Genomic DNA, 22,795 nt, shown 5'->3' on the forward strand with positions numbered 1-22,795 from the left:
CGGAAATCGAACCGAGGCCAATCCGGCTCACTTTCAACAGATAGGCAATCCCGATCACGGACAGGCCACGAGCACTGATCCGGCCGTTATCGTCTCACTCCCACTGCAATGATTAGCGTGCAAACAACTACTTTACAAGTAGCATACAAAATCTTGTACCTTAGATTGACAGAAGTGTCCGCACATGGCTTTTAAAGCACTGTCGCCGAATGGTTGAGTCTGCAGATTCTCTTCGGTGACCTATGGGCGCGCAACAGCGTCCATCTTCGAGGAGGAGTATTTCATGACGACAAGTTCAACAGCGTTTCCGGCCGATTTTTTTGCAGACCGGGTGGTGCTTGTCACCGGCGGTGCATCGGGCATCGGCAAGGCCGTTGCTGAAAAGCTCATCGCGCTCAAGGCCAAGGTAGTGCTTTGGGATGTGAACGGCGCGCGCCTGCAGGAAATGGCGGACAAACATGGCGAGCAGGTTCTGACGGCCATTGTGGATGTCTCTGACAAGGCCGCAGTTGATCGCGCAGCGCATGATATCGCCGCCAAATGGGGTGGCATCGATCATCTCGTCAACAACGCAGGCATCATCGGTCAGCGCATGACCGTGAAGGAATTCGATGCGGACGAACTGGACCGTGTGCTGGCCGTCAATCTGAAAAGCGTATTCTACGTTTCCAGTGCTTTCCTCAACAATCCGGGCATCAAGCCGAGTAAATCGATTGTCGGCCTGTCTTCCATCGCCGGCCGTACCGGCGGCATGGTCGGCAATATCGCCTATGCGACGACCAAGGGAGCAATCGCTTCCTACACCTACGCACTCGCCAAGGAGCTTGCGCCGGAAATCCGCGTCAATGCGCTGGCGCCCGGCGTGATCGACACGGAAATCCAGAAGGACGTCTTTGCCGATCCTGCCAGTATCGCGAAAATGGCCGACCTCATTCCGTTGAAGCGGCTTGGAACTGCCGACGAAGTTGCAGACGCAGCCATCTGGCTGCTGTCGCCGGGAGCGGCCTATATTACCGGTGTTGTGCTTGACGTTTCGGGCGGGCGATAAGGAGACAATGATGACGCAGGCAAAGACCCTGAAAAGCCTCATCGAAACCGGTCGCATCATTCAGGCGCCGGGCGCACCCGATCCGTTGACCGCTCGTCTCGTGCAGCAGGCAGGGTTTCCGGCCATTTACATGACCGGGTTCGGCGCGACGGCAAGCCGCCTCGGCACGCCCGATCTTGGTCTTCTCACACAGACCGAAATGACAACCCACGCGCGGGATATGACCCGCGTGGTGGATATTCCGGTCATCGCCGATGCCGATACTGGCTATGGCGGCCCGGCCAATATCGTTCGTACAGTGGAGGAATATATCCAGTCCGGTGTTGCCGCCATTCATCTGGAAGACCAGATGGCGCCGAAACGCTGTGGCCAGCTTGCCGGTATCCGGCTGATCCCCGCAGAAGAAAATGTGCGCCGCCTCAAATGCGCGATTGCGGCGCGCGCCGACAAGGACCTGCTCCTGATCGCCCGCACCGACGCCATGCCCGCAGCCGGAGCGGAAGAAGCCATCCGTCGCGCGAAAATGTATCAGGATACGGGTGTCGATCTTGTTTTCGTCGACGGCATCAAGACCATCGCGGAAGTCGAAGCTGTCGCCCGACACGTCGAAGGGCCGAAGGTCGTCAGCATTGTCGACGGCAACGAAACCGTAGCTCTGACAGCTACCGACCTCGAACAGATGGGCTTCAACGTCGTATTCTATGCACTTTCAACGCTGTTTTCGGCAGTGAAGGCGGTGAGCGACACGCTGTCAGTCCTCAAGCGCGACGGTACGCCGAAGGCCCGCTCCGGCGATATGATCACCTATCAGCAATATTGCGACATCGTTGACCTGAAGAAATTTCAGGATCTCGATGAGGAATATGGGTGGTCATAATCGGACGAACCGAGGCAGGCGGCGACGCCTGCCTTTTCAGGCACTGAGCTTCTTCGCCTGAATGCGCGAAGACGCTCTTTCGACCGTGATTTCATAATGGTCGCCCTGCGTTACTTCAGCGATCCGGCTCGGACGAAATGCTACGGCATTGATACCGCCATCGTGGCGTAAACTGTTAAACAGGATTCCGAATTCGCCACTCACGCGCATCTCCTCGCCGAACGTCTGTGACGCGGCGTAATCTGTCGGATCGTAGATGGCAGGCAATGCTGCCTGTTCGCCGCATATATCGACGAAATCTTCTTCCAGCTTCGCCGTATAGACCCGAAAAGTGCGAGCCAGACTGTCCTGCTGCGTCGCAACGGTTTCGCGACGCATGTGGTGCGCAACCTCGACGACGGACGTGGTCAGCCGCGCCGCCGCATACCAGGCGCCAAGCTCAGGACTATTGAAGCGCATGCCGCCCGGCGCGACATGCAGAAACGTCGCCATGACGATGCTGGAATTGGGTCTGCCAAACACCCATTCCTCGTGCGGAAGGCGCTGCAATCGCTCAGTCAGAAGACGATCATTCGTCCAGCCTGCCAGTTCCATCACTGCTTCCAGATCGGCAGCAGTGGCAACCGTGTCAAAAAGACCAATCGGCGGGAAACGCGACGGGATCAGGCGATAGCTTGGCTGTGGCGCGGGATTGCGCTTCACGAGAACACCACGTCTTCATCGCGATAAGGTCGGAACTCGCGATCCAGTTCGTTCGGTTCCATATAAAGGCCGCCGCGCGCCGCATCCAGAAACCGGCGAGCTGTCAGCAAACCATCCTGCAAGCCGCTTGTCACAAGCCGCAACGGCGGATGCCCGCCAAAGACACCGGACTGATTGGGCGTGTGCAGCCAGCGGATACCAGCTTTCCCATCTGGATAAAGTACGCCCAGCGCCTGATGAATGCCAAGCACGGCGGACAAGCGCATCAGCACATCCACATCCAGCGTGATATCGCGATGCTCGCGCACCGCCTTCACCCAGTTATAATAGGTTGATCTGGAAGGCAGACCCAGCACCATGAGCCGCTGCTGCTCGTCCAGCCCCCACAGATCGGCAATGGTCAGAAATGTACGCAGGCCCGGCCCACTCAATCGCTTGCGCGAATGAGGAGAAAAACGAGCCGCGTCGAGAACATCAGGCCCCTTACCTATCATTGTCTTCAACACCGTATTGCTTCTGGCCATAATTGCCTCCGATCGTCCAGATCAGAATATAGTCCAAATTTGGACTTTTGCAACTCTACGGTGTTTCGAGCGATGAGACAGGCTTTATTCGGCGGCGATAAGGGGCGTTTCGGCAGCCACATCCGGCATTGTATCGAAATGGACCGGAAGCAGCGAGACATAGCCGTTGCGGATATCCAGCACATGCGAATAGACGTTCTGGCCGTTTTCGAGCCGCGGCAGCTTGTCCTCATGCATGATGCTGATGACGATGGCTTGCGGGCAGCGCGTCTTCAGCGCCTCATGGAACCGCATCTTGGAAGCCGGATCGAGGGCACCGGTTGCCTCGTCGAGGAAGATAATCGACGGCTTGTGCAGGAGAATGCGCGCCAGCACGATCTTCTGCTTCTGGCCGCCGGAAAGAACCATATCCCAAGGCGTTCCATCGGCATCGGCGTCATTCATACGCTCGATGAATTCACCCAGCCCCGCCTCATGCAGGACGGCAGCAACAGCAAGATCGCTGAACAGGCTCTCATCGGTGGGCAGGCTGACAAGCTGCTTCAAGGAGACGGAGGGGAACTTGGCCTCCTGGGTCGCATAAAACGAGGTGGCATTCTGCGGATAGATGATATCGCCGGTGCCATATGGCCACAGGCCGTTCAGCGCCTTCACGAAGGAAGTTTTGCCCGAACCGGATTCACCGCGCATATAGACCCAGTCGCCAGAGCGAATATTGATAACGCCGGAGCGCAGGAACGGTGCTTCGCTATCCGGTCCCTGCATGAGAGTGAGATTGCGTACCGACAGGCCGAAGCGCGGATGCTGTTCGGCAAAAGCGAAACGGTTGATGCCTGAGCGACTGTAAAATTCCGTCGGGTCCTGAACATTCTCGATTGCCTGCGCGAGACCGATCACGCGGCCCGCATTGGCGCGCAGATTGGCAATTGCCGGCATCACCTGAATAAACCACGAGCAATCGTTGATCATTGCTGCGACGAGTTCCGCGCCCGTTACATAGTTCCGGAAACTGACGGAACCGCTCATATAGGGCAAAAGGCCCGGAATATAGGCAACGATACGGTTCGACAGAAAGCCATAGGCTTGCGAGAAGGCGAGATAGGCAGCATCGAAACGATTGAGCCGGTTCCAGGTGCCATCGACATCCTTGTAGAGGCGGTCGTTGACCGACCGCTGGACGGCCTCACCGCCGGATGCCGAAATCTGGAAACTGCGACGCAGCAGCGTCGTCCACTCGCCACGATAGGAACCTTCGGCCTTCTGGATGCCGAGATTGAGGCGCTCCAGACGCTTGCCGATCTTGATGGCGACCAGCGTTCCGAGCGGGACATAGATCACGATTGCAGCAAAGGCCAGAACGGCGCTGCCATAACTGCCGAGGAAATCCAGTCCCTCCACGTGGGTGGACATTTCGATCAGCTTCTGGCCGATGAAGAAAGCAGACAGGAACACACCGACAATGCCCATGACGAGGCCGATGGCCCCGCCCGTCATGCCCTTGATCGATTCCTGCAGACGCTGATCGATATTGTCGGGCTGATCCTTGCCCCTGCCCTGTTGCAGATGGAAATGTGTATGCTTGCCGTTCAAAAGCGCAGTGGAGAACTGGTCATTCAGCCATTTGCGCCATTTACGGTGCAGCGTCGTGGACAGGAAATGGCGGGAACCGACCAGCATCACATCCTTTGCCAGCATCAGCAGAACAAGAATGCCCGCATTGGCGGCAATGGTCATGAGAGGATGCTGAACGGGCGCAGTGTTGACGTTAACAATGGAATTCATGAGCAGGCCCGAGGCTTCGGCCACCCATACGGTGGTCTTGCTCACAAAGGCCGTCATCAGGAAGATTGCGATGGTGAGAACCCAGGCTTCCTTCCAGCGGTCGGAAACCCAATAGGCGCGCATCAGCCCCCAGAACGACGTCATGTCAGCCACGGCAGACCTCCCCCTTGCCTGCAAGGATTGCTGTCTGGTCTGCCGGGTTTTGCTCAATCCACACCTCGTTTTGACAACTGAGTGATAACGCTTTGTAACATATTGCAACAAACTGTGGTTAACGGAGTGTTAATAGTCAACACAAAAGCGGAGCACTAACCCGTGATCATAGGGGTTCGCATCAGCAACAAGCTGAAATCGTTGGGCTATCGGAAAGCTAATTATTTTGGATGAAGCACGTGTTTTGCACCGGAAATTCGACGTTTCCGGGGATCATTGCCAATGATTCGAGCAAAAAGACCCTACTGAGCCGCGAGATAAGCCTGCAGACGCGGCACTACAAAATCGAGGAAGACACGGACCCGTTGCGGCAGTCGCGCGCCGCCAAGAAATACGGCGTGTACTTCCTCTATGTCATTCTCCACCGCCTCGGCCAGAACCTCTACCAATGCGCCAGACGCGAGGTCGTTCCGCGCGTGATAATCGCCGATACGAGCGAGCCCCAGCCCAGCGACCGCCATGCGCCGGACCGTCTCCCCATTATTGGCCAGCAGCGAACCGTAGACCGCGCGATCCACGATGCGACCGCTTTCCTTCAGCGGCCATACAGGTGCTGCACGGCGGAAATTGAAACCGATGCAATTGTGATCGATGAGATCATCTATGGTCAACGGCATCCCGCAGCGTTCCAGATAGGCCGGAGCCGCCACGATCTTGCGCCGAGCCGTGCCAAGCTTGCGCGCCATCATGCTGGAATTGGGCAAGGTGCCGATGCGGAAAGCCACATCGGTGCGATCAAGATAAAGATCAACCAGTTCGTCCGACAGGGACAGGTCGATCACGATATTCGGATAGGCCGACAGAAATTCCGGCAACAAAGGCTCCAGCGCCAGCGTGCCCAATGCAACCGATGCATTGACGCGGACCGTACCGCCTGTACTTGCAGAACCTTGCGAAAGCTCGCGTTCGACTTCCTCGAAATCACGCAGCAGCCCCTGACTACGCTCATAATAAATCTGCCCCTCGGTCGTCAGCGACAGGCGGCGGGAAGAGCGCTCCAGAAGCCGCACGCCGAGTCGCGCCTCTATACGGGATATGAGCTTGCTGATGGTCGAAGGGTTCATGCGCAGAAGACGGGCGGCTTCGGAGAAACTGCCCGTTTCCACCACCCGCAGAAAGACCTGCATTTCGCCGACGCGATTATCCATCGCCCTGCTCCATCTGTGAAACCGTTTCACAGATAATGTGGATTCCGAGCGGATTTTCAAGCCCGCGCGATTATCCTATTTCTGCATCACGAAATCTAATCTGACCGAAAATTGCTCGGTACAGGATCAACAAATTGACGGCCCGAAGCATGAGCCTCCCAAGCTCGCGCTCCTCACGCGAAACGCCGAAGGCCAGTCAACAGGAGATAATATGAAAATCGTGAACGCACACGGCGCGGCCATACCCGCGCTCGGCTTCGGTGTTTTTCGCATGACGGATGCGGAAGTGGAAAACGTTGTTCCAGCAGCGCTGGAAGCTGGCTTCCGCCATTTCGACACGGCGCAGATCTACCAGAACGAGGCTGCTCTCGGGCGCGCACTGGAAAAGGCCGGCGCACGACGCGAGGACCTGTTCCTCACCACGAAAGTCTGGGTCGATAATTATAGCCCCGAAAAATTCAGTACATCCGTCGACGAAAGCCTCGACAAGCTGAAAGTCGATCAGGTCGACCTTCTGCTTCTGCACTGGCCTGCCGACAAGGTGGCTATTGCCGACCAGATTGACATGCTGAACACAGTGCAAACGGCAGGCAAAACGCACTTCATCGGCGTGAGCAATCAGAATGTTGCGCAGATGAAAGAGTCCGTCCTTCGCAGTGCCGCGCCCATCGTCACCAACCAGATCGAGGTCCATCCCTATCTCGACCAGAATGCCGTAGCCGAGGCCGCAAAGGCAGCAGGCGTCGCTATAACCGCCTATTACGGTATGGCTGATGGCGCAGTGCCGCGCGACCCCACCTTGCAGGCGATTGGCGCCAGATACGGCAAGACTGCCGCTCAGGTCGGTCTGCGCTGGCTGATTGAACGCGGCTTCATCGCCCTTTCCAAGACGGCCAAGCCCGAGCGTGTCGCTGAAAATTTCGACATATTCGACTTTGAGCTCAGTGCTGAAGACATGACGGCGATTTCCAAACTCGCCCGTCCCGATGGACGACTGGTCAGCCCCGAAGGTCTGGCCCCAGTCTGGGACAAATAACGGAGACTATGATGAGCACGATGACGTCTCACGACAGCGCGACGAAGGCGGCCGGTTTCAACTGGCCGCTTCTGGCGCTTGCAATCGGTGCCTTCGGTATTGGCACCACGGAATTTGCACCAATGGGTCTGCTGCCGGTCATTGCCGACGGCGTTGACGTTTCCATCCCGACAGCCGGGCTTCTGGTCAGCGCCTATGCCATCGGCGTGATGGTTGGCGCACCGATCATGACGCTTGCCTTCGGGCGGTTCGGCAAACGCACGGCCCTGATGCTGCTGATGGGTATCTTCACGCTCGGCAACATCCTGTCGGCTCTCGCACCGGACTACTGGACGCTGCTTGCAGCACGCTTGGTAACAAGCCTCAATCACGGTGCATTTTTCGGCCTCGGTTCCATTGTTGCAGCCAGCGTCGTGCCTCCTGAAAAGCGGGCCAGTGCCGTTGCCACCATGTTCATGGGCCTGACGATTGCCAATATCGGCGGCGTCCCGGCTGCGACCTGGATTGGCCAGCAGATTGGCTGGCGCATGTCATTTGCCGGTACTGCTGTTCTGGGTCTGCTCGCCATCTCGGCGCTCTGGCTTTCACTGCCGCGCGGTGAAGCAGGCAAGATGCCCGACATCCGGCGCGAGCTTGGCGTCCTGATGCGCCCAACCGTGCTGATGTCGCTCGCAACAACCGTCATGGGTGCTGGCGCCATGTTCACGCTCTACACCTATGTAGCACCTGTACTGACCGACCTTACCGGCGCTTCGGAAGGCTTCGTGACGCTGGCGCTTATTCTTATCGGCGTGGGCTTCACCATTGGCAACGCACTCGGCGGACGCCTCGCCGACTGGTCGCTCAATGGCGCGACACGGATATTTCTCGCAGCACTTGCCATCATCAGTCTGGCACTGCCGTTCCTGCTGGGAAGCCATATCGGCGCAGCAATCGGCCTGCTCGCCTGGGGTGCGGCGGCCTTCGCCATCGTTCCTCCGGTCCAGACCCGCGTGATGCAGGCTGCATCGGAAGCACCGGGGCTGGCATCGTCGATCAATATCGGCGCGTTCAACCTCGGCAATGCGGTGGGTGCGGCCCTTGGCGGCGGCGTCATCAGCGCAGGCTATGGCTATGCAGCCATTCCCGTCGCAGGCGGCCTTCTGGCAGCGGCAGGACTGTTGTTCACACTGTCCCGCCGCCCGAAAACAGCGCTGGCGCCATCGGCCTGCTAATCCAACGTTCTCCTGAAGCGCAGAAGCGCCAGCGACGCAAACAGGAACACGAAAAATATGAGGGCGTTCACCTCTCCGGCAATGTCGGAAAGGTGGGCGCCCTTAAGCATGACTGCGCGGACGATCCGCAGAAAATGCGTCAGCGGAAAAATTTCGCCCAACGCCTGCGCCCAATCGGGCATACCCCGAAACGGGAACATGAAGCCGGACAGCATCAGTGATGGCAGAAAGAAAAAGAAGGTAAGCTGCATGGCCTGCATCTGTGTGCGCGATGCTGTCGAGATCGTGTAGCCGAGCAGGACCAGCGACAGGACGAAGATCAGCACGCAGGTCAGGAGAAGTGCCAGCGATCCCACAAAGGGCACGCCGAACAGAAGCTTTGCCGCGACCAGCACGACCACAACCTGCACGCCGCCGACGACCAGAAATGGCAGAACTTTGCCCAGCATGATTTCGGCTGGCGTGGCCGGCATGGCAAGCAGGTTTTCCATCGTGCCGCGTTCTGTCTCGCGGGTCAGCGCCATGGCTGTCATCATCACCATCGTCATTTGCAGAATGACACCCAGCAGGCCGGGAACGATATTGTATTGCGACACGCCTTCCGGGTTGTAACGCCGATGCACGATGACCTGTAGCTGGCTTCGCGCGGCATCCGCAGCCTCAGCCTGCTTGCCCTGTTCACGCAGAAGCGCCTGACTTGCGACGGTTCCAAGCGTGGAAACGGCGCCGCTTGCCACTGACGGGTCGGTTGCGTCGGCCTCGATCAGAATTTGCGGCTGTTCGCCGGCATCGACACGCCTTGCGAAATCCGACGGGATTGTCACCACGAAGGAAACCGTTCCATTGGCAATCAACGCCTCGGCTTCCGCCGCACTTTGCACAACATGGTCAAAACGGTAATAGCCTGTGGTTTCCAGAGCGGAAATCATGGCGCGTGTATAATGATCCTGACTGGTCACAACCAATGCGCTCGGCAGGCTCTTCGGATCATTGTTGATGGCAAAGCCGAAAAGCAGCAACTGCATCAGCGGGACGACCAGCATCATGGCGAAGGTGATGCGGTCACGCCGCATCTGGATGAATTCCTTCACCAGCATTGCGCCAAGACGCTCGAACGAGAACCAGCCATTCATTGTTTGCCGCTCCCGGAATTTCTGCCCTTCGACATATTGTCCTGGGCATTGGCCATGAACTGGATGAACACATCCTCTAGGCTGGTTTCACCTGCCTCGACGGTAATGCCCTCACGATGCCTGATCTTTTCCAGAGCTGCCTCAAGCTTCACCCTGTCGGACCCCACGACATGGAGCGTCGCACCGAAAGGCGCAACCTGCTCGACACCCGGTTCGCCCTCCAGTTCGCGCGCCACTTCGCTGAGCCTCGGACCATTGACGATGAAGGTCGTTAGCCCTGCCTTATCGATAACGTCCCGGACGGTTCCCGTCGCCAATAGCTTGCCATAGGAAATATAGCTGATGCGGTGGCAGCGTTCGGCTTCATCCATGTAATGGGTCGAAACGAGCACAGTCAGCCCGCCATCGGCGAGGCGATGTATCTCGTCCCAGAAGTCGCGCCGCGCCTTCGGATCAACCCCGGCGGTCGGCTCATCCAGCAGCAGAAGCTTTGGCTTGTGCATGATACAGGCTGCCAGTGCCAGCCGCTGTTTCCAGCCGCCGGAAAGCGTGCCCGCCAGCTGGTCTCCACGTGATGTCAGGCCCAGTTCCTCAAGTGTCCGTGCCACATGCTCCTTCACCGGCTTCAACCGGTAGAGACGCGCAACGAATTCAAGGTTCTCGGCAATTGTCAGGTCTTCATAGAATGAAAAGTGCTGCGTCATGTAGCCGACTTCACGCTTGATCTTCAGCCCTTCGGTACGAAGATCGAAACCAAGCACCTTGCCTTCACCCTCGTCGGGCGTCAGCAGCCCGCACATTATGCGGATGGTGGTCGTCTTGCCCGAACCGTTCGGCCCCAGAAAGCCGACAATCTCACCTTCGGCCACCGACATGCTCACATGATCGACGACCGTAGCGTCACCGAACCGCTTGACGAGACCTTTGACATCGATAGCGTTCGCCATTGCCATCTCCGCCTATCGGGCAGCCAGATCGACATCCACGATCTGGCCGGGCTGCAGAGGCGATGCGGGATCGACCGGATGCGCCTCAACGAGATAGACGAGCTTCTGGCGCGTTTCGAGCGAGTAGATGACGGGCGGCGTGAATTCCGGATCGGGCGAAACATAGCTCACACGGGCTTGCAGGCCGGGCGCGCAGCCATCGCAGCGCACAGACAACGTATCGCCCACCCGCACTGCTGAAAACTTGTCTTCCGGTATGTAGACCTTCAGCTTGACCGCACCATCGGGCAGCATCGTCAAAACCGGCGCAGACGGACCGGCAATATCGCCCGGATTGCGGATGACATCGGTGATCCGGCCCGGCGCAGGTGCTTCAATCGTTCGCTTGGTCAGATGCCAGCGTGCGGAATCCAGCTGCGCTTCGGCACTTTTGACGGCATTCTCTGCCGCCTTGATTTCTTCAGGGCGCGCGGGCAATCGACCAACCGCCAGATTGGCTGTGGCCTGATTGATCGAGGCCTCAGCCACTTCAACCTTGGTGGCCGCATCGTCAAGCTGCGCCTGTGTCATCACTCCGCGTTTCGTCAGGTCTTGCGTGCGCAAAAGCGTTCGCTGGGCATCGTCTGCCTGTGCTTTGGCCGTCCTGACCGCCGCTTCCAGAACTGCAATTTCATCGGGGCGCTTGCCAACCTGCAAATCCGCCAGTTGCGCGCGTGCCTGCGCCAATGCTGCCTCGGCCTGCGCGACGGCGATCTTTGCGTCCGCATCCTCCGTCATTGCTATGGGCTTGCCCGGCTCGACACGATCCCCACGCCTGACGGCAACGGACTGAACCTGCGCCACTTCCAGCGGCGCAAGCTGCACGAATTCACCCTCAACGTAACCAACAGCAAGGGGCTGTGCGCTGCATGCGGCGAAAAGATAAGAGGCGAAAGGAACAATACAGAGAATACTCATGCTTTCACCTCGCCGTCTTTGATGGCGTCCTTCGCTGCGAGAATGGCCATCAAATTCTGGCGTGCGATTGCCGCGACAGCCGCCGCCTCTTCCGCGCCCATCGTGGACCAGCCCATGCGCCGTTTCACAGCTTCCCGGCCAATGCGGAAATAAACGATCTGCCCAAGCAGGGTGAAGATGAGAAGCCGTGTGGCCTCGCTCTCGGCAGGTTCGCCCGTCGCGACTTCCCAGATGGCGCAAAGCCTTTTGTGCGTCGGCTCGAAAACACCGGAATAGATGCGATCGAGTGCTGCGGTCGGATGCGCCAGTTCGCGCAAGAGAAACTGAACGATCTCGCCGGACTGTGGTTGCGCGACGATGAAATGCGTCATCCGCTCCAGCGCCAGACCGAGCTGCTGGCGGGCCGTTTCCTTCGTTTCGGCAGGTGCACTGATCACACCGTGATGTCCAAGCGCCTGCCCGGCTATGCCTTGTATCGTTTCGACAATATAGTCTGCCGCCGCCAGTCGCAGCCCTTCCTTGCCGCCGAAATGATAGGCGATGGAACCGATATTCGCCTTGGCCAGACCGGCGATCTCACGCGTCGATGTGGCATCGAAACCCTTCGAGCCAAATAGTTGCAAGGCCGCGTGGATCAGCGCCGCTCGCGTCTGATCGACCGAAGGTGACGGAGGCTCTTGCCTTGTATGTTTCGCTTTGCTCATATCATGATTTAATCAATCGATTGATTAAATGTCAAGCACGACAAAAACCAAAGCGCCGATCTTGGATCAGCACCTTGATTTCACTGAAAATTATAGACGTTGTTCAGCCCCGTCTTCCAACATGCCGCCCGACGGCGATCGGTGTCGGCATCTCACGGTGTGCATGAGAAAGCCCCTCCAATGCGGCCAGAATTCCGGCCTTCGCAGCGACCGCCTTGCCCACTGTGCTATCGACATGCAGCAGCATCTGCTCGGCGCTGGCGATTTCCGTATCGCCCCGCCTCAGACTGTGAAAGACATGCGCGCGTTTCTCGTCAAAGGAGAGCAACTGCGTTTCCACATGTAGCGCATCGCCTACCTTGGCCTCGCCGCGATGCATGATATGGGTTTCGACCGTGTAGTAGCTGTGACCGGATTTCAGATAGGCTTCGTCCACACCGATATGTGCCAGAAACCTGTCCGTCGTCTGGCCGAATACATCGAGATAACGATGCTCGGTCATATGCCCGTTATAGTCGATCCACTCCGGGATCACGCGCGCATCCAGAAGACGCAACGGGCCGGAACCTGCCTTGGAAGAGCCCGCCCCATCGAGCCGTGCGGTATAGGCATTGAGAAGCGCGCCCGCACCCCAACCCTTGCCGTTTTGCTGATGCGCGAGAGCGCGAATGATCGCAACCAGATTTTCGTCACGAATCCGTTCCAGATCGTGGATTGAAAGCCCTTCATTCTGCTCGTCCGACTGATCCGCAATGCGGCTGATCAGGCTGTCATCAAGATCGGGCACATCTGTCAGCTTCGTCCATGGCCATTGTAGCGCAGGCCCGAACTGGGCGAGGAAGTGTCGCATACCTGCCGGACCGCCGGCAATGCGATAGGTCTGGAACAGCCCCATCTGTGCCCAGCGAAGCCCGAACGAATAGCGGATGATGTCGTCAATCTGCTCGACCGTGGCGATGCCGTCGCGCACGAGCCACAAGGCCTCTCGCCACAGCGCTTCCAGAAGCCTGTCGCCAACAAAAGCGTCGATTTCCTTTTCAAGAACGACCGGCTCCATTCCGGTCTGGCGGTAGAGAGCGGACGCACTTTCAATTGTCGATACGGAAGTCTTGCCTCCCGGCACCAGTTCAACCAGCGGCAACAGGTAAACGGGATTATAGGGATGCGCGATCAAGAGGCGCTCCGGATGCCGCAACCCAGCCTGCAACTTGCTTGGAAGAAAGCCGGAAGTGGACGAGGCGATCAGTGCATCGTCTGCGCAAGCTGCTTCAATCTCCGCAAGCACGGCAAGTTTAAGGTCAAGGCGTTCGGGAACGCTTTCCTGTATAAGCGCCGCGTCCGCAACCGCCTCTGCCAGCGAAGCGGAAAAGGACAGTTGCCCCTCCTGCGGAAGGCGCACGGTAGTCAGCGCCGCCAGCGCCTTGCGTGCATTATCGAGAATGTGTTCGGTCGTCGCCTTTGCATCTGGCGAAGGATCGTAAACGGCAACATCGAAACCGTTCAGCAGAAAGCGTGCGGCCCAGCCGCTGCCGATGACGCCGCTGCCGATGCAGGCAATCTTGGGAGGATGGCTGTTCATGGATATCACCAGCGCTTTGTAAGCTTGAGTTTTTCGCGGACTTCAGCAGGCGTCAGAACTTTCGTTCCCATATTAACGGCGATGGCTTTGGCCCGTTCGACCAGATCGCCATTCGACGCCAGAATGCCCTTGTCAAGCCAGATATTGTCTTCGAGCCCCACACGGATATTGCCACCCGCCAGCACGGCAAGGGCCGCATAAGGCAACTGATTACGGCCAATAGAAAACGCCGAGAAAATCCAGTTGTCCGGCAGGTTGTGGACGATGGAAACCAACGTCGCCAGATCGTCCGGCGCGCCCCATGGAATACCCATGCACAGCTGCACCAGAACCGGGTCATCAAGCAGGCCCTGCTGTTGCAGCCATTGGGCGAGCGGCAGATGGCCGGTGTCGAAAATCTCGATCTCCGGACGCACGCCAAGCCGTTGTATCTGTCCGGCCATTTCCCTGAGCATGGCAGGCGTGTTGGTCATCACGTAATCGCCCTCGCCGAAATTCATCGTGCCGCAATCCAGCGTGCAGATTTCCGGCAAGAGTTCAGCAACATGGGCAAGCCGTTCCGTCGCGCCCGCCATATCGGTCTTGGCGGCATCGGGTGGCAGTGGAGCTTCTGGCGACCCAAAGACCAGATCACCGCCAACGCCTGCAGTCAGGTTCAGCACGATATCGACACCGGACGCCCGGATGTGGTCCACAACCTCGCGGAAAAGCTCCAGCTTACGCGATGGTTCACCCGTTTCCGGATCGCGCACATGAATATGCGCAACGGCGGCACCTGCTTCCGCACTTTCAATGGCCGCATCCGCAATCTGGCGCGGCGTGATCGGCACCTTGTTTGAGCGGTGCGTGGTGGCTCCGGCACCGGTGACGGCAGCAGTGATGAATATTTCGCGGGCGGGCTTTAAAGGCATGATCGTTTCCCTCAATTTTCGCCGAGCTTGACAGGTCGCGAAATGACGGGATTATCATTTTACGAAATCTATTTGGCGAAGAGCGAAACGCATGATCTTTGAACCCTCCGACGAAGAACTGAGCGTTACCCTGCTGGTCCTGCCGGATTGTTCGCTGATGTCGCTGGCCGCGACGCTGGACCCAATGCGCGGTGCCAACCGCGTGACGGGCCGCTCGCTTTATCGCTGGCGGGTGGTGTCACCGGATGGCAGCGATCCCGTCACATCCAGTGGCCTCAAAGTTGCGGCTAATGGCCGTTTCGAGGTCGGCGCGCAGGACATTCTCATTATCGTCAGCGCCTTTCATGCGCTGGAACATGCGACGCCGAAGCTTCTCGCCATGCTGCGCCAGGCGGCCAAGCAATCGAAACTCGTCGTGGGTGTGGAAGCCGGATCATGGGTGCTGGCAAAGGCGGGATTGCTCAATGGACGCAAGGCAACGACGCACTGGGAAGACATGGAAGCATTCTCACAGCGCTTCCCGGAAGTCGAAATGCAATCGGATCGTTGGGTGCGGGATGGAGCTTTTCTGACAACCGGAGGCGCTGCACCGGCGCTCGACATGATGCTGGCACTCATTCGCGCCCGCCACGGCTATTCCATTGCGCTGGATGTGGCGAGCCTCTATATTTACGATGAGGTGAAACAGGCTTCCGACGCACAGCCGCTGGTCTCTCTTGGCCGTTTGCTCAACCGCGAACCACGCTTGGCAGATGCCATAAAAATCATGGAAACCCATATCGACCGCCCGATCCCCGTGTCGAGCATCGCCCGAAGACTTGCGCTTTCAACGCGCAGCCTTGAATTGCTGTTCGCCAATGTGATCGGGCAGTCACCGGGCAATTACTACCTGTCGCTTCGGCTGAAAGCAGCCCGGCGGCTGATCCTCGATACGCATCTTTCCATGGCGGACACAGCGGAACAGACCGGCTTTTCGTCGATCAGTTCACTGTCACGCGCCTTCAAACGGCATTTCGGTCAGTCGCCGAGCAAGCTGCGGCAGTAAAGGCACCCTTACTTAAAGGCCCAGCCCCGACTTCACCTCAGCAAGTGCTGGTTTGCCGTCGAAAGTGGTCACGCCGTCAAGCCACGCATCAAGCTGCGCCGGGTTCTCCTTGATCCATTTCGTGACGGCATCCTTGGCTTCCATGCCATCGTTCAGGATCATGTTCATCATCGTGCTTTCCATATCCGTGTTGAACTTCAGGTTCGACACAAAGCGCGAGACGTTGGGGCAGTCGGTTGCATAGCCCTTGCGGGTCAGTGTTTCGACGGTTGCCGCGCCATCATCCGGTCCGAACAGGTTTTCACCATTTTCCAGATAGGTGAGCTTGTAGCGAATGTTCATTGGATGCGGCGTCCAGGCAAAGAACACAACGGGCTCATCCTTGCGCACCGCATTTTGAACCTGCGAGAGCATGGCCTGCTCGCTCGATTCCGCGAGCTGGAAATCCTTCAGGCCGAATTTGTCCTGCTCGACCATCGATTGGATCGTGGCGTTTGCGCTGCTGCCAGCCTCGATGCCGTAAATCTTGCCGCCAAGCTGGTCCTTGAATTTTGCGATATCGGCATAATTCTTGATGCCAAGGTCCTTGCCCGTCGCAGCAAGACCGATCTTTGCGCCTTCGAGATTGACGCCAGCCTGCTCGATCTTCTTGCCTTCAAGATAGGGTTTGCGCGCTTCTTCCTGAAGCGGCATCCAGTTGCCGAGGAAAATATCGATCTGTCCATTTTCCAGCGACTGGAAGGTGACCGGCACGGAAAGGATGGTTGTCTGCGGCTCGTATCCGGCTTTTTCAAGCAGCAGAGAAGCGAGCGCCGTCGTTGCAGTAATGTCGGTCCAGCCGACATCGGAGAATTTGGGTGCCTTGCAGTTTGCGCCTTCAGCGGCATGCGCCTGCACGCTGGCGACGCTTGCTGCAAGCAAAAGAAATAGGCGTTTCATTATCTTCTCCCCTTTGTTTTTATTGAGAACAACATGATAGGGGAAACAGGAAACGCCTGTTCGCAATATGCGCAATCATCTTTGCGTTTTGCGCAACCTTTGACCATTGATCGATCGGGCCGATTTCTGAAAGCTGCGCAAAACCGGGGCGAAATTTATTTCCCACCGCCATATTGCACGTCGCTGACATGCTCCATCCAGTCAACGACTTTGCCGTCGAGCTGTTCCTGAATGGCTATATGAGTCATGGCATTGCTCGCGGATGCCCCGTGCCAGTGTTTCTCGCCCGGCTCAAACCAGACCACATCGCCGGGCCGGATTTCTTCAATCGGTCCGCCTTCGCGTTGCACGAGGCCAAGCCCGGCGGTCACGATCAGGGTCTGGCCAAGCGGATGCGTGTGCCAGGCAGTGCGGGCGCCGGGCTCAAAGGTTACGGTCGCAGCCGCAGCACGCCGGGCATTATTGGGAGAAAACAGCGGATCGATACGGACATTGCCCGTAAACCAGTCGGCTGGACCTTTTCCCGAAGGATCGGTTCCGTTTCGCTTGATATCCATGAGGCGTTTCCTTTCCTGTTCACAACGCAACATAGATCAACTTCACGGACTGTTCAGCGCCTTTTGGCCGGGTTCCGCTGCAAAATCACGTTATGTCGTTTCGTAAGTTCTGTGTTGACCGCTTCGATTTCCTGCGCCTTGCGCGCATCGTCCCAGCCAAGCTCCCGCGCCAGAACATCGGCGATTGCAGCGAGATTGCCGGTCGTCAGCGCCCCGTCGATTGCAAGTGTGGTGCGTCGCAAAACGACATCCGCCAGATGCACGACAAGCTCGTTGCGTGCGATCCATGCGATTTCCGTCGCGCTGACCGTGTCGGTTTCCGGCAGCATCGCAACCGTTGCCCCTGCTTCCTCGCGGAGGATCGGCAAAGCCGTGCTGCCATAGCGCTTCAACAATGTCTCAACCCGTGCGGCGGGCAATCTTGTTTCGGTGGCATATTTCGTCACCCAAGCTTTGCGGGCGCGATCATCGGACGGATAGTCCCTGCCACCGCCTATAGGGAGGTTGCGCGTTGAAACCTGCCGCGTCTTGTCGAACCGGCCCAGAACCTTGTCGGCCACTTCCTCGGCAAAGCCGCGGAATGTGGTCCACTTGCCGCCAACAAGCGAAATGATCGCGAATGGCCGATTGCCATCCGGCTCGATGACGGGTGCGGAATGATCGCGACTGATCAAACCCGGTTCGGAAGCATTGGAAGCCGGAAGTGGACGAATGCCGCTATAAGTGTAGACAATCTGGCTGCGGTCGAATGTGAGCTTCGGCAGCAGCGAACGCAGGCTGTCGATGAAATAGTCGGTTTCATGATCATCGCAGCGCACATTGTCCGGATCATCCGACGGAATGTCGGTGGAACCCACCAGCGCCAGACCGTGATAGTCGTAGACGAGACAGATGCGCCCGTCATCCGCCTCGAAATAGATCATTCGTCCGTTGAGGCTCTTCACCAGTTCGGGGTGGTCGACAAGAATATGCGAACCCTTGGTGCCACCGATCATCTTGGTCGGCTTGCCGAGTGCAGCATTGACCCGGTCGATCCATGGCCCAGCCGCGTTGATGACCAGCTTCGGCCTCACCGCGAATTTTACGCCATCCGGCCCTTCAAAGCCGATAAGGCCGTTCTCGGCGGAAACCAGCATCGTGAAATTGGCGGCAGCGCTTTTCGAATTGGCGCGCAGCCCGTCGCTGACGAGTTCATAGACCAGACGTTCCGGCTGGCTGACCTTCGCATCGTGATAGATGCCGCCCGCCACGATTGCGGGCGTGATATAGGGCATTTCCTTCGTCGCCGTCTCCTTCAACAGAAAACGGTGACGTGGCATGACGCGCTCACGCGCACCAAAATAATCGTAGAGCGCCAGACCGATCTTGATCAGCACGGCGCCACGGCTGCGCGGCGCGGTCGTCGAGCCGAACAGGGTGCGCAGCGCCGCCGGGATGCCCTTGGTCCACGAAAAGACCGGAATGAAAGTCGGCAGCGGCTCGACATTGTGCGGCGCATTTTTCAAAAGCAGATTACGTTCCAGAGTGGACTGGGCCACAAGCCCGAACTCGCCGGTTTCCAGATATTTGAGGCCACCATGGATAAGCCGCGACGGCGCAGCACTCGTGCCTGAACCAAAATCCGCCTTGTCGACAATGAGACAGCTCACGCCCTGCTCGCAAAGATCGCGATAAAGGCCTGCTCCGTTGACACCTGCGCCAAGGATGAGCACATCCACGCCCTCGGCTTCCAGTTGCCCGATGCGGCTTTTCATTTCGGCATTGCCTGCGAAGTTATTCATCTTACTGTCTTTACGTCGCTAAGGCGCGGGACACGCCGTTTATTTCAATCTGTCAGGGCTTCGATCTTCGGCCAGACCGGCCCCAGTGCCGATGCAATCTCCTTGAACAGCGCATAGCGCTTTTCATAAAGCGCGCTTCGCGCTGCATCCGGCTCATAGGTGCGGCCTATGGCATCGAGATCACGCGGGTCGCTGTAGACATTGGCAAAGACACCTGCGCCCTTGCCAGCGCAAAGGGCAGCTCCCCAGGCGGCGGCCTCGTCCGTATCCGTGACGGTAACGGGCATGCCGAGAACATTGGCAAACATCTGCGCGAAAGCCGGACTACGTGACACGCCACCGGTGAGGCGCGCAGCGGAGATTGCAAACCCGTCCTTCAGGTGATCGACATGGATGCGATGATTGAAGGCAATGCCTTCCCAGATTGCGCGCAGCATATCACCCCGATCCTGCCAGCCACGCAGACCGAAAAACGCACCGCTCGCCATCGCTCCATAGGGCGAACCGAAGAGGTAGGGATGGAACATTGCCGTCGAAGGCTTTGCCAATGCCGCATCGATTTCCGGGCGCAGCATGTCGTGGATGGAACGTCCTGTTTCCTCTGCCTCGCGCCGTTCTGCCGGGCAGAGCTTGTCGAGAAACCAGTCGTAATTGGCCGTCGATGCGGGCGAGATCGACATATTGTTCCATTCGCCCGGCGCAATGCCATTGCGGCAGAACCAGCTTTTGTTGACACGCGGTTCGGAAGACAGCGTTTCGTTGATGGAATAGGTTCCTGCAACCACGGCAACGGTCCCGATGCCAAGCCCGCCGACGCCAAGCGCTGAAGCGGTGACATCGTGCAAGCCACCGACAACCGGTGTTCCGGCAACGAGGCCGGTGCGCTCTGCGCATTCGCCCGAGACGCTACCCACAATTTCATCGGAACGCGACATGGGTGGCAGCGCATCCCAAAGCGCATCCAGCCCGAAAAGGGCGAGCGCTTCTTTTGAATATTCCTGCGTGTTGACATCGGTGAAGGAGGTCGAGGCTTCAGTGCGATCCGTGCCCACATCGCCGGTCAGGCAAAAGCGCAGCCAGTCCTTGCAGGCGATCACATGCGCGATGCGGCCAAAGCGTTCGGGTTCGTTTTCTTTCACCCAAGCCAGAATGGCCGATGGTGCCGATGCATGGGGAAGCTGGCCGGTGATGGCTATGGCCTGCTCTGCAACGGGGCCATCAACCCAGCATTCGGCCACACCGACGGCACGGCTGTCGAGCGACAATATGCCTGCGCCAAGCGGACGGCGGTCCTTGTCGAGCATGTAGATGCCATCACCATGCGCTGTGGTGGCGATGGCGAGAATGTCGGAAGCAGGCCGCCCGCTTTTGGCTATCGCTTCGGCAATCGCATCCGCTGTTGCATTCCAGAATTCATCCATGTCGCGTTCGACATGGCGGGCGCGCGGAAAGGATTGCGCCACGCGGCGGCGGGCAACGGCAAGGGTGGTTCCGTCAATATCGAACAATACGGCTTTGGTGACGGTCAGTCCGCTGTCGATTCCGAGCAGAGAAGGCATGTATCGTATTCCTGATAAATATGCGCGGGCTAGAGCGCGTTTCGATCTGATTGAATCAGATCGGCGCTCTAAGTTATTATATTTCAAGCATAATCTTATCGATCCTCGTTTCACTCCGGTCGGATTATGCTCTAGTCTTGCTTTCCGCCTGTTCCGGCGTGGGCAACCACCACGTTGATGCCTTGCGCCTGCATGCGCTCGATATGCGCGAAAGGCGTAGCCTCATCGACGATGACCACATCGAAATCGCTGAGAGCACCGAAATTGTGCAAAGCCCGGCGCTCGAATTTTGTGTGATCGGCCAGAAGAATGCGCTTGGCGGCGCAGTCCAGCATGGCACGCTTGGTTTCCACCATTTCCGGCGACTGGTGGAACAGAAGGTCGTCGGTGATCGCTGCAATCGAAATGAAAGCCACATCGGCGCGAAGACGGCGAATTTCGTGGATCGTCATGCCGCCGACGAATGCGTTGCACCAGTTATAGAGCTGACCGCCAAGGCCAAGCAGCGTCACATCCTTGATGTCACGCACCTCGTTCATCAGGATCAGCGAATTGGTGATGACGGTGAGCGGTCCCTTGCCCGGAAGATGCGGCACCATTTGCAGAACAGTGGTGGAATCGTCGAAGAAAATGGCCTGTCCCGGTTCAACGAACTGCATTGCAGCTTCGGCGATCAGTTTCTTTTCTTCCGACTGGCGGGTAACGCGATAAAGATCGCTTGCCTCGATCAGGCTTGTGGGCGCAGCCGACACGATGCCGCGCGACTTGCGAAACAGGCCACGGCTTACCAGTTCATCGACGTCGCGATGCGCTGTCATCAGGCTGATGCCGAACCGTTCGGTGAGGTCCTCGATACGCATCGAGCCTTCAGCCATTACAGTTTCCGCAATCTGCTGGCGCCGGACGAGCTGACGCGCATGCCGGCTGTCGTTCGGCACTTGCCCCGTTGTGAGGCCATTCGTCATCAGCTTGTCAATGCTTGCTTTGTTGCTCACTGCCATGCCTGTCACTTGTCCCCTTGCTTGCGCGTTTCGAAAGCCTCGAAATCGCCTGATAGGCTTCATATTGCGCGGTCTTCAGCCCCAAAATCCAGCGAGTGGTTGCATGGGACTTTCTTGCGGAGAGGGACTTCAAGAATGCGCATCCCGAAAGCTTTCTGCTGTCGGGATGCGTCTTTTCAAACCTTACTGTTCGAGAACGAACGGCGAGGTGTACTTGTCGACATTGTCCTTGGTGATCAGGATGCAGTCGAAGAGCTGCTTTTCATGATCCACACCAGTCTTGCCGGTCTTGATGAAGTTGTCGGCCTGCTTGACCGCAGCTTCCGAGAACACGGCAACCGGCTGCAGAACGGTGTACTGCAGTTCACCCGCCTTGATGGCTGCAACCGCATCCGGCGAACCGTCGAAACCACCGACCTTCACCTGATCCAGCTTGCCAGCCTTCTTCAGAGCAGCAATTGCGCCCAGAGCCATTTCGTCATTACCGGAGATAACGCCGATGATGTCCGGATTGGCCTGAAGCAGAGCCTGCATCTTGTCGTGACCCTGGGTACGGTCCCAGTTGGCGACGTCCTGACCGGCCTTCACCAGATCCGGATACTGCGACAGAACGGTTTCATAGCCGTTCGAGCGCGTTGCGGCGTTGTTGTCCGATGGCGAACCGAACAGCTCGACATACTTGCCCTTGTCGCCAACGCTTTCGACCCACTGCGTCGCACCGAGAGCGGCACCTTGTGCGTTGTTGGAAACGAGCTGTGCCTTGGCCAGACCTTCCTGGTTGATTTCCGCATTGACGAGGAAAACCGGGATGTTGGCGGCGATTGCACGCTTGACCGCGCCGACCGAACCGTCCGCATTGGCCGGATCGAGAATGATGGCAACCGACTTGTTGGTGATAGCCGTGTCGATCAGGTTGCTTTCGGTGTTGGTGTCGCCCTTGTGGCCGCCGACAACAGCCTTGTAGCCGAGACCTTCAGCGGTCTTCTTGGCGATTTCACCTTCGGTGTACCAGTACGGGTTGGATGGATCGTTGACGATGATCGTCATCAGTCCTTCGGCCCAGGCCGTGCTGGCGATGAGAGGCAACGCTGCCGCAGCGGCGAACAGAACGCGCATTCCCTTCTTGAACATGGTCTCA

Annotated in this window: 21 protein-coding genes; 5 read left to right on the plus strand and 16 right to left on the minus strand. The window is 58.0% G+C overall.

Translation table 11 applies throughout. The features are described from left to right. Nucleotides 1-283 precede the first annotated feature (283 nt). Together KWJ32_RS10090 and KWJ32_RS10095 are read left to right on the plus strand one after the other, a co-directional pair. Entirely contained in the window at nt 284-1,048 is a 765-nt protein-coding gene (locus KWJ32_RS10090) for an SDR family NAD(P)-dependent oxidoreductase (protein ID WP_151610203.1), read from the plus strand. 10 nt (nt 1,049-1,058) lie between these two features. Next, nucleotides 1,059-1,925, plus strand: a complete 867-nt coding sequence (locus KWJ32_RS10095; RefSeq protein ID WP_151610218.1) for an isocitrate lyase/PEP mutase family protein — start codon at nt 1,059-1,061, stop codon at nt 1,923-1,925. 36 nt (nt 1,926-1,961) lie between these two features. Here the strand turns inward: KWJ32_RS10095 and KWJ32_RS10100 are convergent, their stop codons facing one another. The 4 genes from KWJ32_RS10100 to KWJ32_RS10115 all read right to left on the minus strand — a co-directional run bounded on the left by KWJ32_RS10100 (nt 1,962) and on the right by KWJ32_RS10115 (nt 6,294). Further along, nucleotides 1,962-2,627, minus strand: coding sequence for an RES family NAD+ phosphorylase (locus KWJ32_RS10100; RefSeq protein ID WP_151610202.1), 666 nt, complete (start codon nt 2,625-2,627; stop codon nt 1,962-1,964). Continuing rightward, nucleotides 2,624-3,151, minus strand: a complete 528-nt coding sequence (locus KWJ32_RS10105; RefSeq protein ID WP_125334814.1) for an MbcA/ParS/Xre antitoxin family protein — start codon at nt 3,149-3,151, stop codon at nt 2,624-2,626. The genes KWJ32_RS10100 and KWJ32_RS10105 overlap by 4 nt, the downstream gene beginning before the upstream one ends. A gap of 84 nt (nt 3,152-3,235) precedes the next feature. After that, nucleotides 3,236-5,086 carry an ABC transporter ATP-binding protein/permease gene (locus KWJ32_RS10110; RefSeq protein WP_192799848.1) on the minus strand — a complete coding sequence of 617 codons (1,851 nt, stop codon included), beginning with the start codon at nt 5,084-5,086 and terminating at the stop codon, nt 3,236-3,238. Between the two features lie 302 nt (nt 5,087-5,388). Then, entirely contained in the window at nt 5,389-6,294 is a 906-nt protein-coding gene (locus KWJ32_RS10115; RefSeq protein WP_010660890.1) for a LysR family transcriptional regulator, read from the minus strand. 211 nt (nt 6,295-6,505) lie between these two features. Here KWJ32_RS10115 and KWJ32_RS10120 point away from each other — a divergent pair, with 211 nt between their 5' ends. Next, nucleotides 6,506-7,330, plus strand: coding sequence for an aldo/keto reductase (locus KWJ32_RS10120; RefSeq protein WP_151610200.1), 825 nt, complete (start codon nt 6,506-6,508; stop codon nt 7,328-7,330). A gap of 11 nt (nt 7,331-7,341) precedes the next feature. Further along, a complete protein-coding gene (locus KWJ32_RS10125) occupies nt 7,342-8,544 on the plus strand; it encodes an MFS transporter (protein WP_151610199.1) in 1,203 nt (400 codons plus the stop codon). Here the strand turns inward: KWJ32_RS10125 and KWJ32_RS10130 are convergent. From KWJ32_RS10130 to KWJ32_RS10155, 6 genes are all read right to left on the minus strand, one after another. Then, entirely contained in the window at nt 8,541-9,677 is a 1,137-nt protein-coding gene (locus KWJ32_RS10130) for an ABC transporter permease (protein ID WP_125334808.1), read from the minus strand. The two genes, KWJ32_RS10125 and KWJ32_RS10130, sit on opposite strands and share 4 nt — an antisense overlap. Next, on the minus strand, nt 9,674-10,624 hold the full coding sequence (locus KWJ32_RS10135; RefSeq protein ID WP_151610198.1) for an ABC transporter ATP-binding protein: 951 nt from the start codon (nt 10,622-10,624) through the stop codon (nt 9,674-9,676). The genes KWJ32_RS10130 and KWJ32_RS10135 overlap by 4 nt, the downstream gene beginning before the upstream one ends. A gap of 12 nt (nt 10,625-10,636) precedes the next feature. Continuing rightward, nucleotides 10,637-11,581 (minus strand): HlyD family efflux transporter periplasmic adaptor subunit, encoded by a 945-nt coding sequence (locus KWJ32_RS10140; RefSeq protein WP_011982666.1) that lies wholly within the window; start codon nt 11,579-11,581, stop codon nt 10,637-10,639. Continuing rightward, a complete protein-coding gene (locus KWJ32_RS10145; protein WP_011982665.1) occupies nt 11,578-12,285 on the minus strand; it encodes a DUF1956 domain-containing protein in 708 nt (235 codons plus the stop codon). Before KWJ32_RS10145 ends, KWJ32_RS10140 begins: the two co-directional genes overlap by 4 nt. A 103-nt stretch (nt 12,286-12,388) precedes the next feature. Then, a complete protein-coding gene (locus tag KWJ32_RS10150; RefSeq protein ID WP_011982664.1) occupies nt 12,389-13,864 on the minus strand; it encodes a carnitine 3-dehydrogenase in 1,476 nt (491 codons plus the stop codon). A 5-nt stretch (nt 13,865-13,869) separates the two neighbouring features. After that, entirely contained in the window at nt 13,870-14,775 is a 906-nt protein-coding gene (locus KWJ32_RS10155; protein ID WP_011982663.1) for a 3-keto-5-aminohexanoate cleavage protein, read from the minus strand. Between the two features lie 91 nt (nt 14,776-14,866). Here KWJ32_RS10155 and KWJ32_RS10160 point away from each other — a divergent pair, with 91 nt between their 5' ends. Continuing rightward, nucleotides 14,867-15,820, plus strand: a complete 954-nt coding sequence (locus KWJ32_RS10160) for a GlxA family transcriptional regulator (RefSeq protein WP_011982662.1) — start codon at nt 14,867-14,869, stop codon at nt 15,818-15,820. Between the two features lie 12 nt (nt 15,821-15,832). Here KWJ32_RS10160 and choX read toward each other — a convergent pair whose 3' ends face one another. The 6 genes from choX to KWJ32_RS10190 form a co-directional block, all read right to left on the minus strand. Beyond that, a complete protein-coding gene (gene choX / locus KWJ32_RS10165) occupies nt 15,833-16,759 on the minus strand; it encodes a choline ABC transporter substrate-binding protein (RefSeq protein WP_011982661.1) in 927 nt (308 codons plus the stop codon). A 155-nt stretch (nt 16,760-16,914) separates the two neighbouring features. Then, the gene (locus KWJ32_RS10170; RefSeq protein ID WP_011982660.1) at nt 16,915-17,316 is read right to left on the minus strand and encodes a cupin domain-containing protein; all 402 of its coding nucleotides are present in this window, start codon (nt 17,314-17,316) and stop codon (nt 16,915-16,917) included. A 53-nt stretch (nt 17,317-17,369) separates the two neighbouring features. After that, on the minus strand, nt 17,370-19,070 hold the full coding sequence (locus KWJ32_RS10175) for a glycerol-3-phosphate dehydrogenase/oxidase (RefSeq protein WP_011982659.1): 1,701 nt from the start codon (nt 19,068-19,070) through the stop codon (nt 17,370-17,372). A gap of 71 nt (nt 19,071-19,141) precedes the next feature. Then, nucleotides 19,142-20,656, minus strand: a complete 1,515-nt coding sequence (locus KWJ32_RS10180) for an FGGY-family carbohydrate kinase (RefSeq protein WP_011982658.1) — start codon at nt 20,654-20,656, stop codon at nt 19,142-19,144. 131 nt (nt 20,657-20,787) lie between these two features. After that, nucleotides 20,788-21,657, minus strand: a complete 870-nt coding sequence (locus KWJ32_RS10185) for a DeoR/GlpR family DNA-binding transcription regulator (RefSeq protein WP_011982657.1) — start codon at nt 21,655-21,657, stop codon at nt 20,788-20,790. Between the two features lie 183 nt (nt 21,658-21,840). Further along, nucleotides 21,841-22,788 carry a D-ribose ABC transporter substrate-binding protein gene (locus KWJ32_RS10190; protein WP_010660875.1) on the minus strand — a complete coding sequence of 316 codons (948 nt, stop codon included), beginning with the start codon at nt 22,786-22,788 and terminating at the stop codon, nt 21,841-21,843. Nucleotides 22,789-22,795: the final 7 nt, after the last annotated feature.

The sequence above is a fragment of the Ochrobactrum sp. BTU2 genome (genome assembly GCF_024539785.1).
In the GTDB taxonomy this organism is placed as follows: Bacteria; Pseudomonadota; Alphaproteobacteria; order Rhizobiales; family Rhizobiaceae; genus Brucella; species Brucella anthropi.

Coding starts and splice junctions, on each gene's coding strand:
- KWJ32_RS10185 (WP_011982657.1), bottom strand. CDS start 21,657: ATGGCAGTGAGCAACAAAGCAAGCATTGACAAGCTGATGACGAATGGC.
- KWJ32_RS10115 (WP_010660890.1), bottom strand. CDS start 6,294: ATGGATAATCGCGTCGGCGAAATGCAGGTCTTTCTGCGGGTGGTGGAA.
- KWJ32_RS10180 (WP_011982658.1), bottom strand. CDS start 20,656: ATGCCTTCTCTGCTCGGAATCGACAGCGGACTGACCGTCACCAAAGCC.
- KWJ32_RS10095 (WP_151610218.1), top strand. CDS start 1,059: ATGACGCAGGCAAAGACCCTGAAAAGCCTCATCGAAACCGGTCGCATC.
- KWJ32_RS10145 (WP_011982665.1), bottom strand. CDS start 12,285: ATGAGCAAAGCGAAACATACAAGGCAAGAGCCTCCGTCACCTTCGGTC.
- KWJ32_RS10125 (WP_151610199.1), top strand. CDS start 7,342: ATGAGCACGATGACGTCTCACGACAGCGCGACGAAGGCGGCCGGTTTC.
- choX (WP_011982661.1), bottom strand. CDS start 16,759: ATGAAACGCCTATTTCTTTTGCTTGCAGCAAGCGTCGCCAGCGTGCAG.
- KWJ32_RS10160 (WP_011982662.1), top strand. CDS start 14,867: ATGATCTTTGAACCCTCCGACGAAGAACTGAGCGTTACCCTGCTGGTC.
- KWJ32_RS10090 (WP_151610203.1), top strand. CDS start 284: ATGACGACAAGTTCAACAGCGTTTCCGGCCGATTTTTTTGCAGACCGG.
- KWJ32_RS10175 (WP_011982659.1), bottom strand. CDS start 19,070: ATGAAAAGCCGCATCGGGCAACTGGAAGCCGAGGGCGTGGATGTGCTC.
- KWJ32_RS10105 (WP_125334814.1), bottom strand. CDS start 3,151: ATGGCCAGAAGCAATACGGTGTTGAAGACAATGATAGGTAAGGGGCCT.
- KWJ32_RS10170 (WP_011982660.1), bottom strand. CDS start 17,316: ATGGATATCAAGCGAAACGGAACCGATCCTTCGGGAAAAGGTCCAGCC.
- KWJ32_RS10135 (WP_151610198.1), bottom strand. CDS start 10,624: ATGGCGAACGCTATCGATGTCAAAGGTCTCGTCAAGCGGTTCGGTGAC.
- KWJ32_RS10130 (WP_125334808.1), bottom strand. CDS start 9,677: ATGAATGGCTGGTTCTCGTTCGAGCGTCTTGGCGCAATGCTGGTGAAG.
- KWJ32_RS10190 (WP_010660875.1), bottom strand. CDS start 22,788: ATGTTCAAGAAGGGAATGCGCGTTCTGTTCGCCGCTGCGGCAGCGTTG.
- KWJ32_RS10120 (WP_151610200.1), top strand. CDS start 6,506: ATGAAAATCGTGAACGCACACGGCGCGGCCATACCCGCGCTCGGCTTC.
- KWJ32_RS10155 (WP_011982663.1), bottom strand. CDS start 14,775: ATGCCTTTAAAGCCCGCCCGCGAAATATTCATCACTGCTGCCGTCACC.
- KWJ32_RS10150 (WP_011982664.1), bottom strand. CDS start 13,864: ATGAACAGCCATCCTCCCAAGATTGCCTGCATCGGCAGCGGCGTCATC.
- KWJ32_RS10140 (WP_011982666.1), bottom strand. CDS start 11,581: ATGAGTATTCTCTGTATTGTTCCTTTCGCCTCTTATCTTTTCGCCGCA.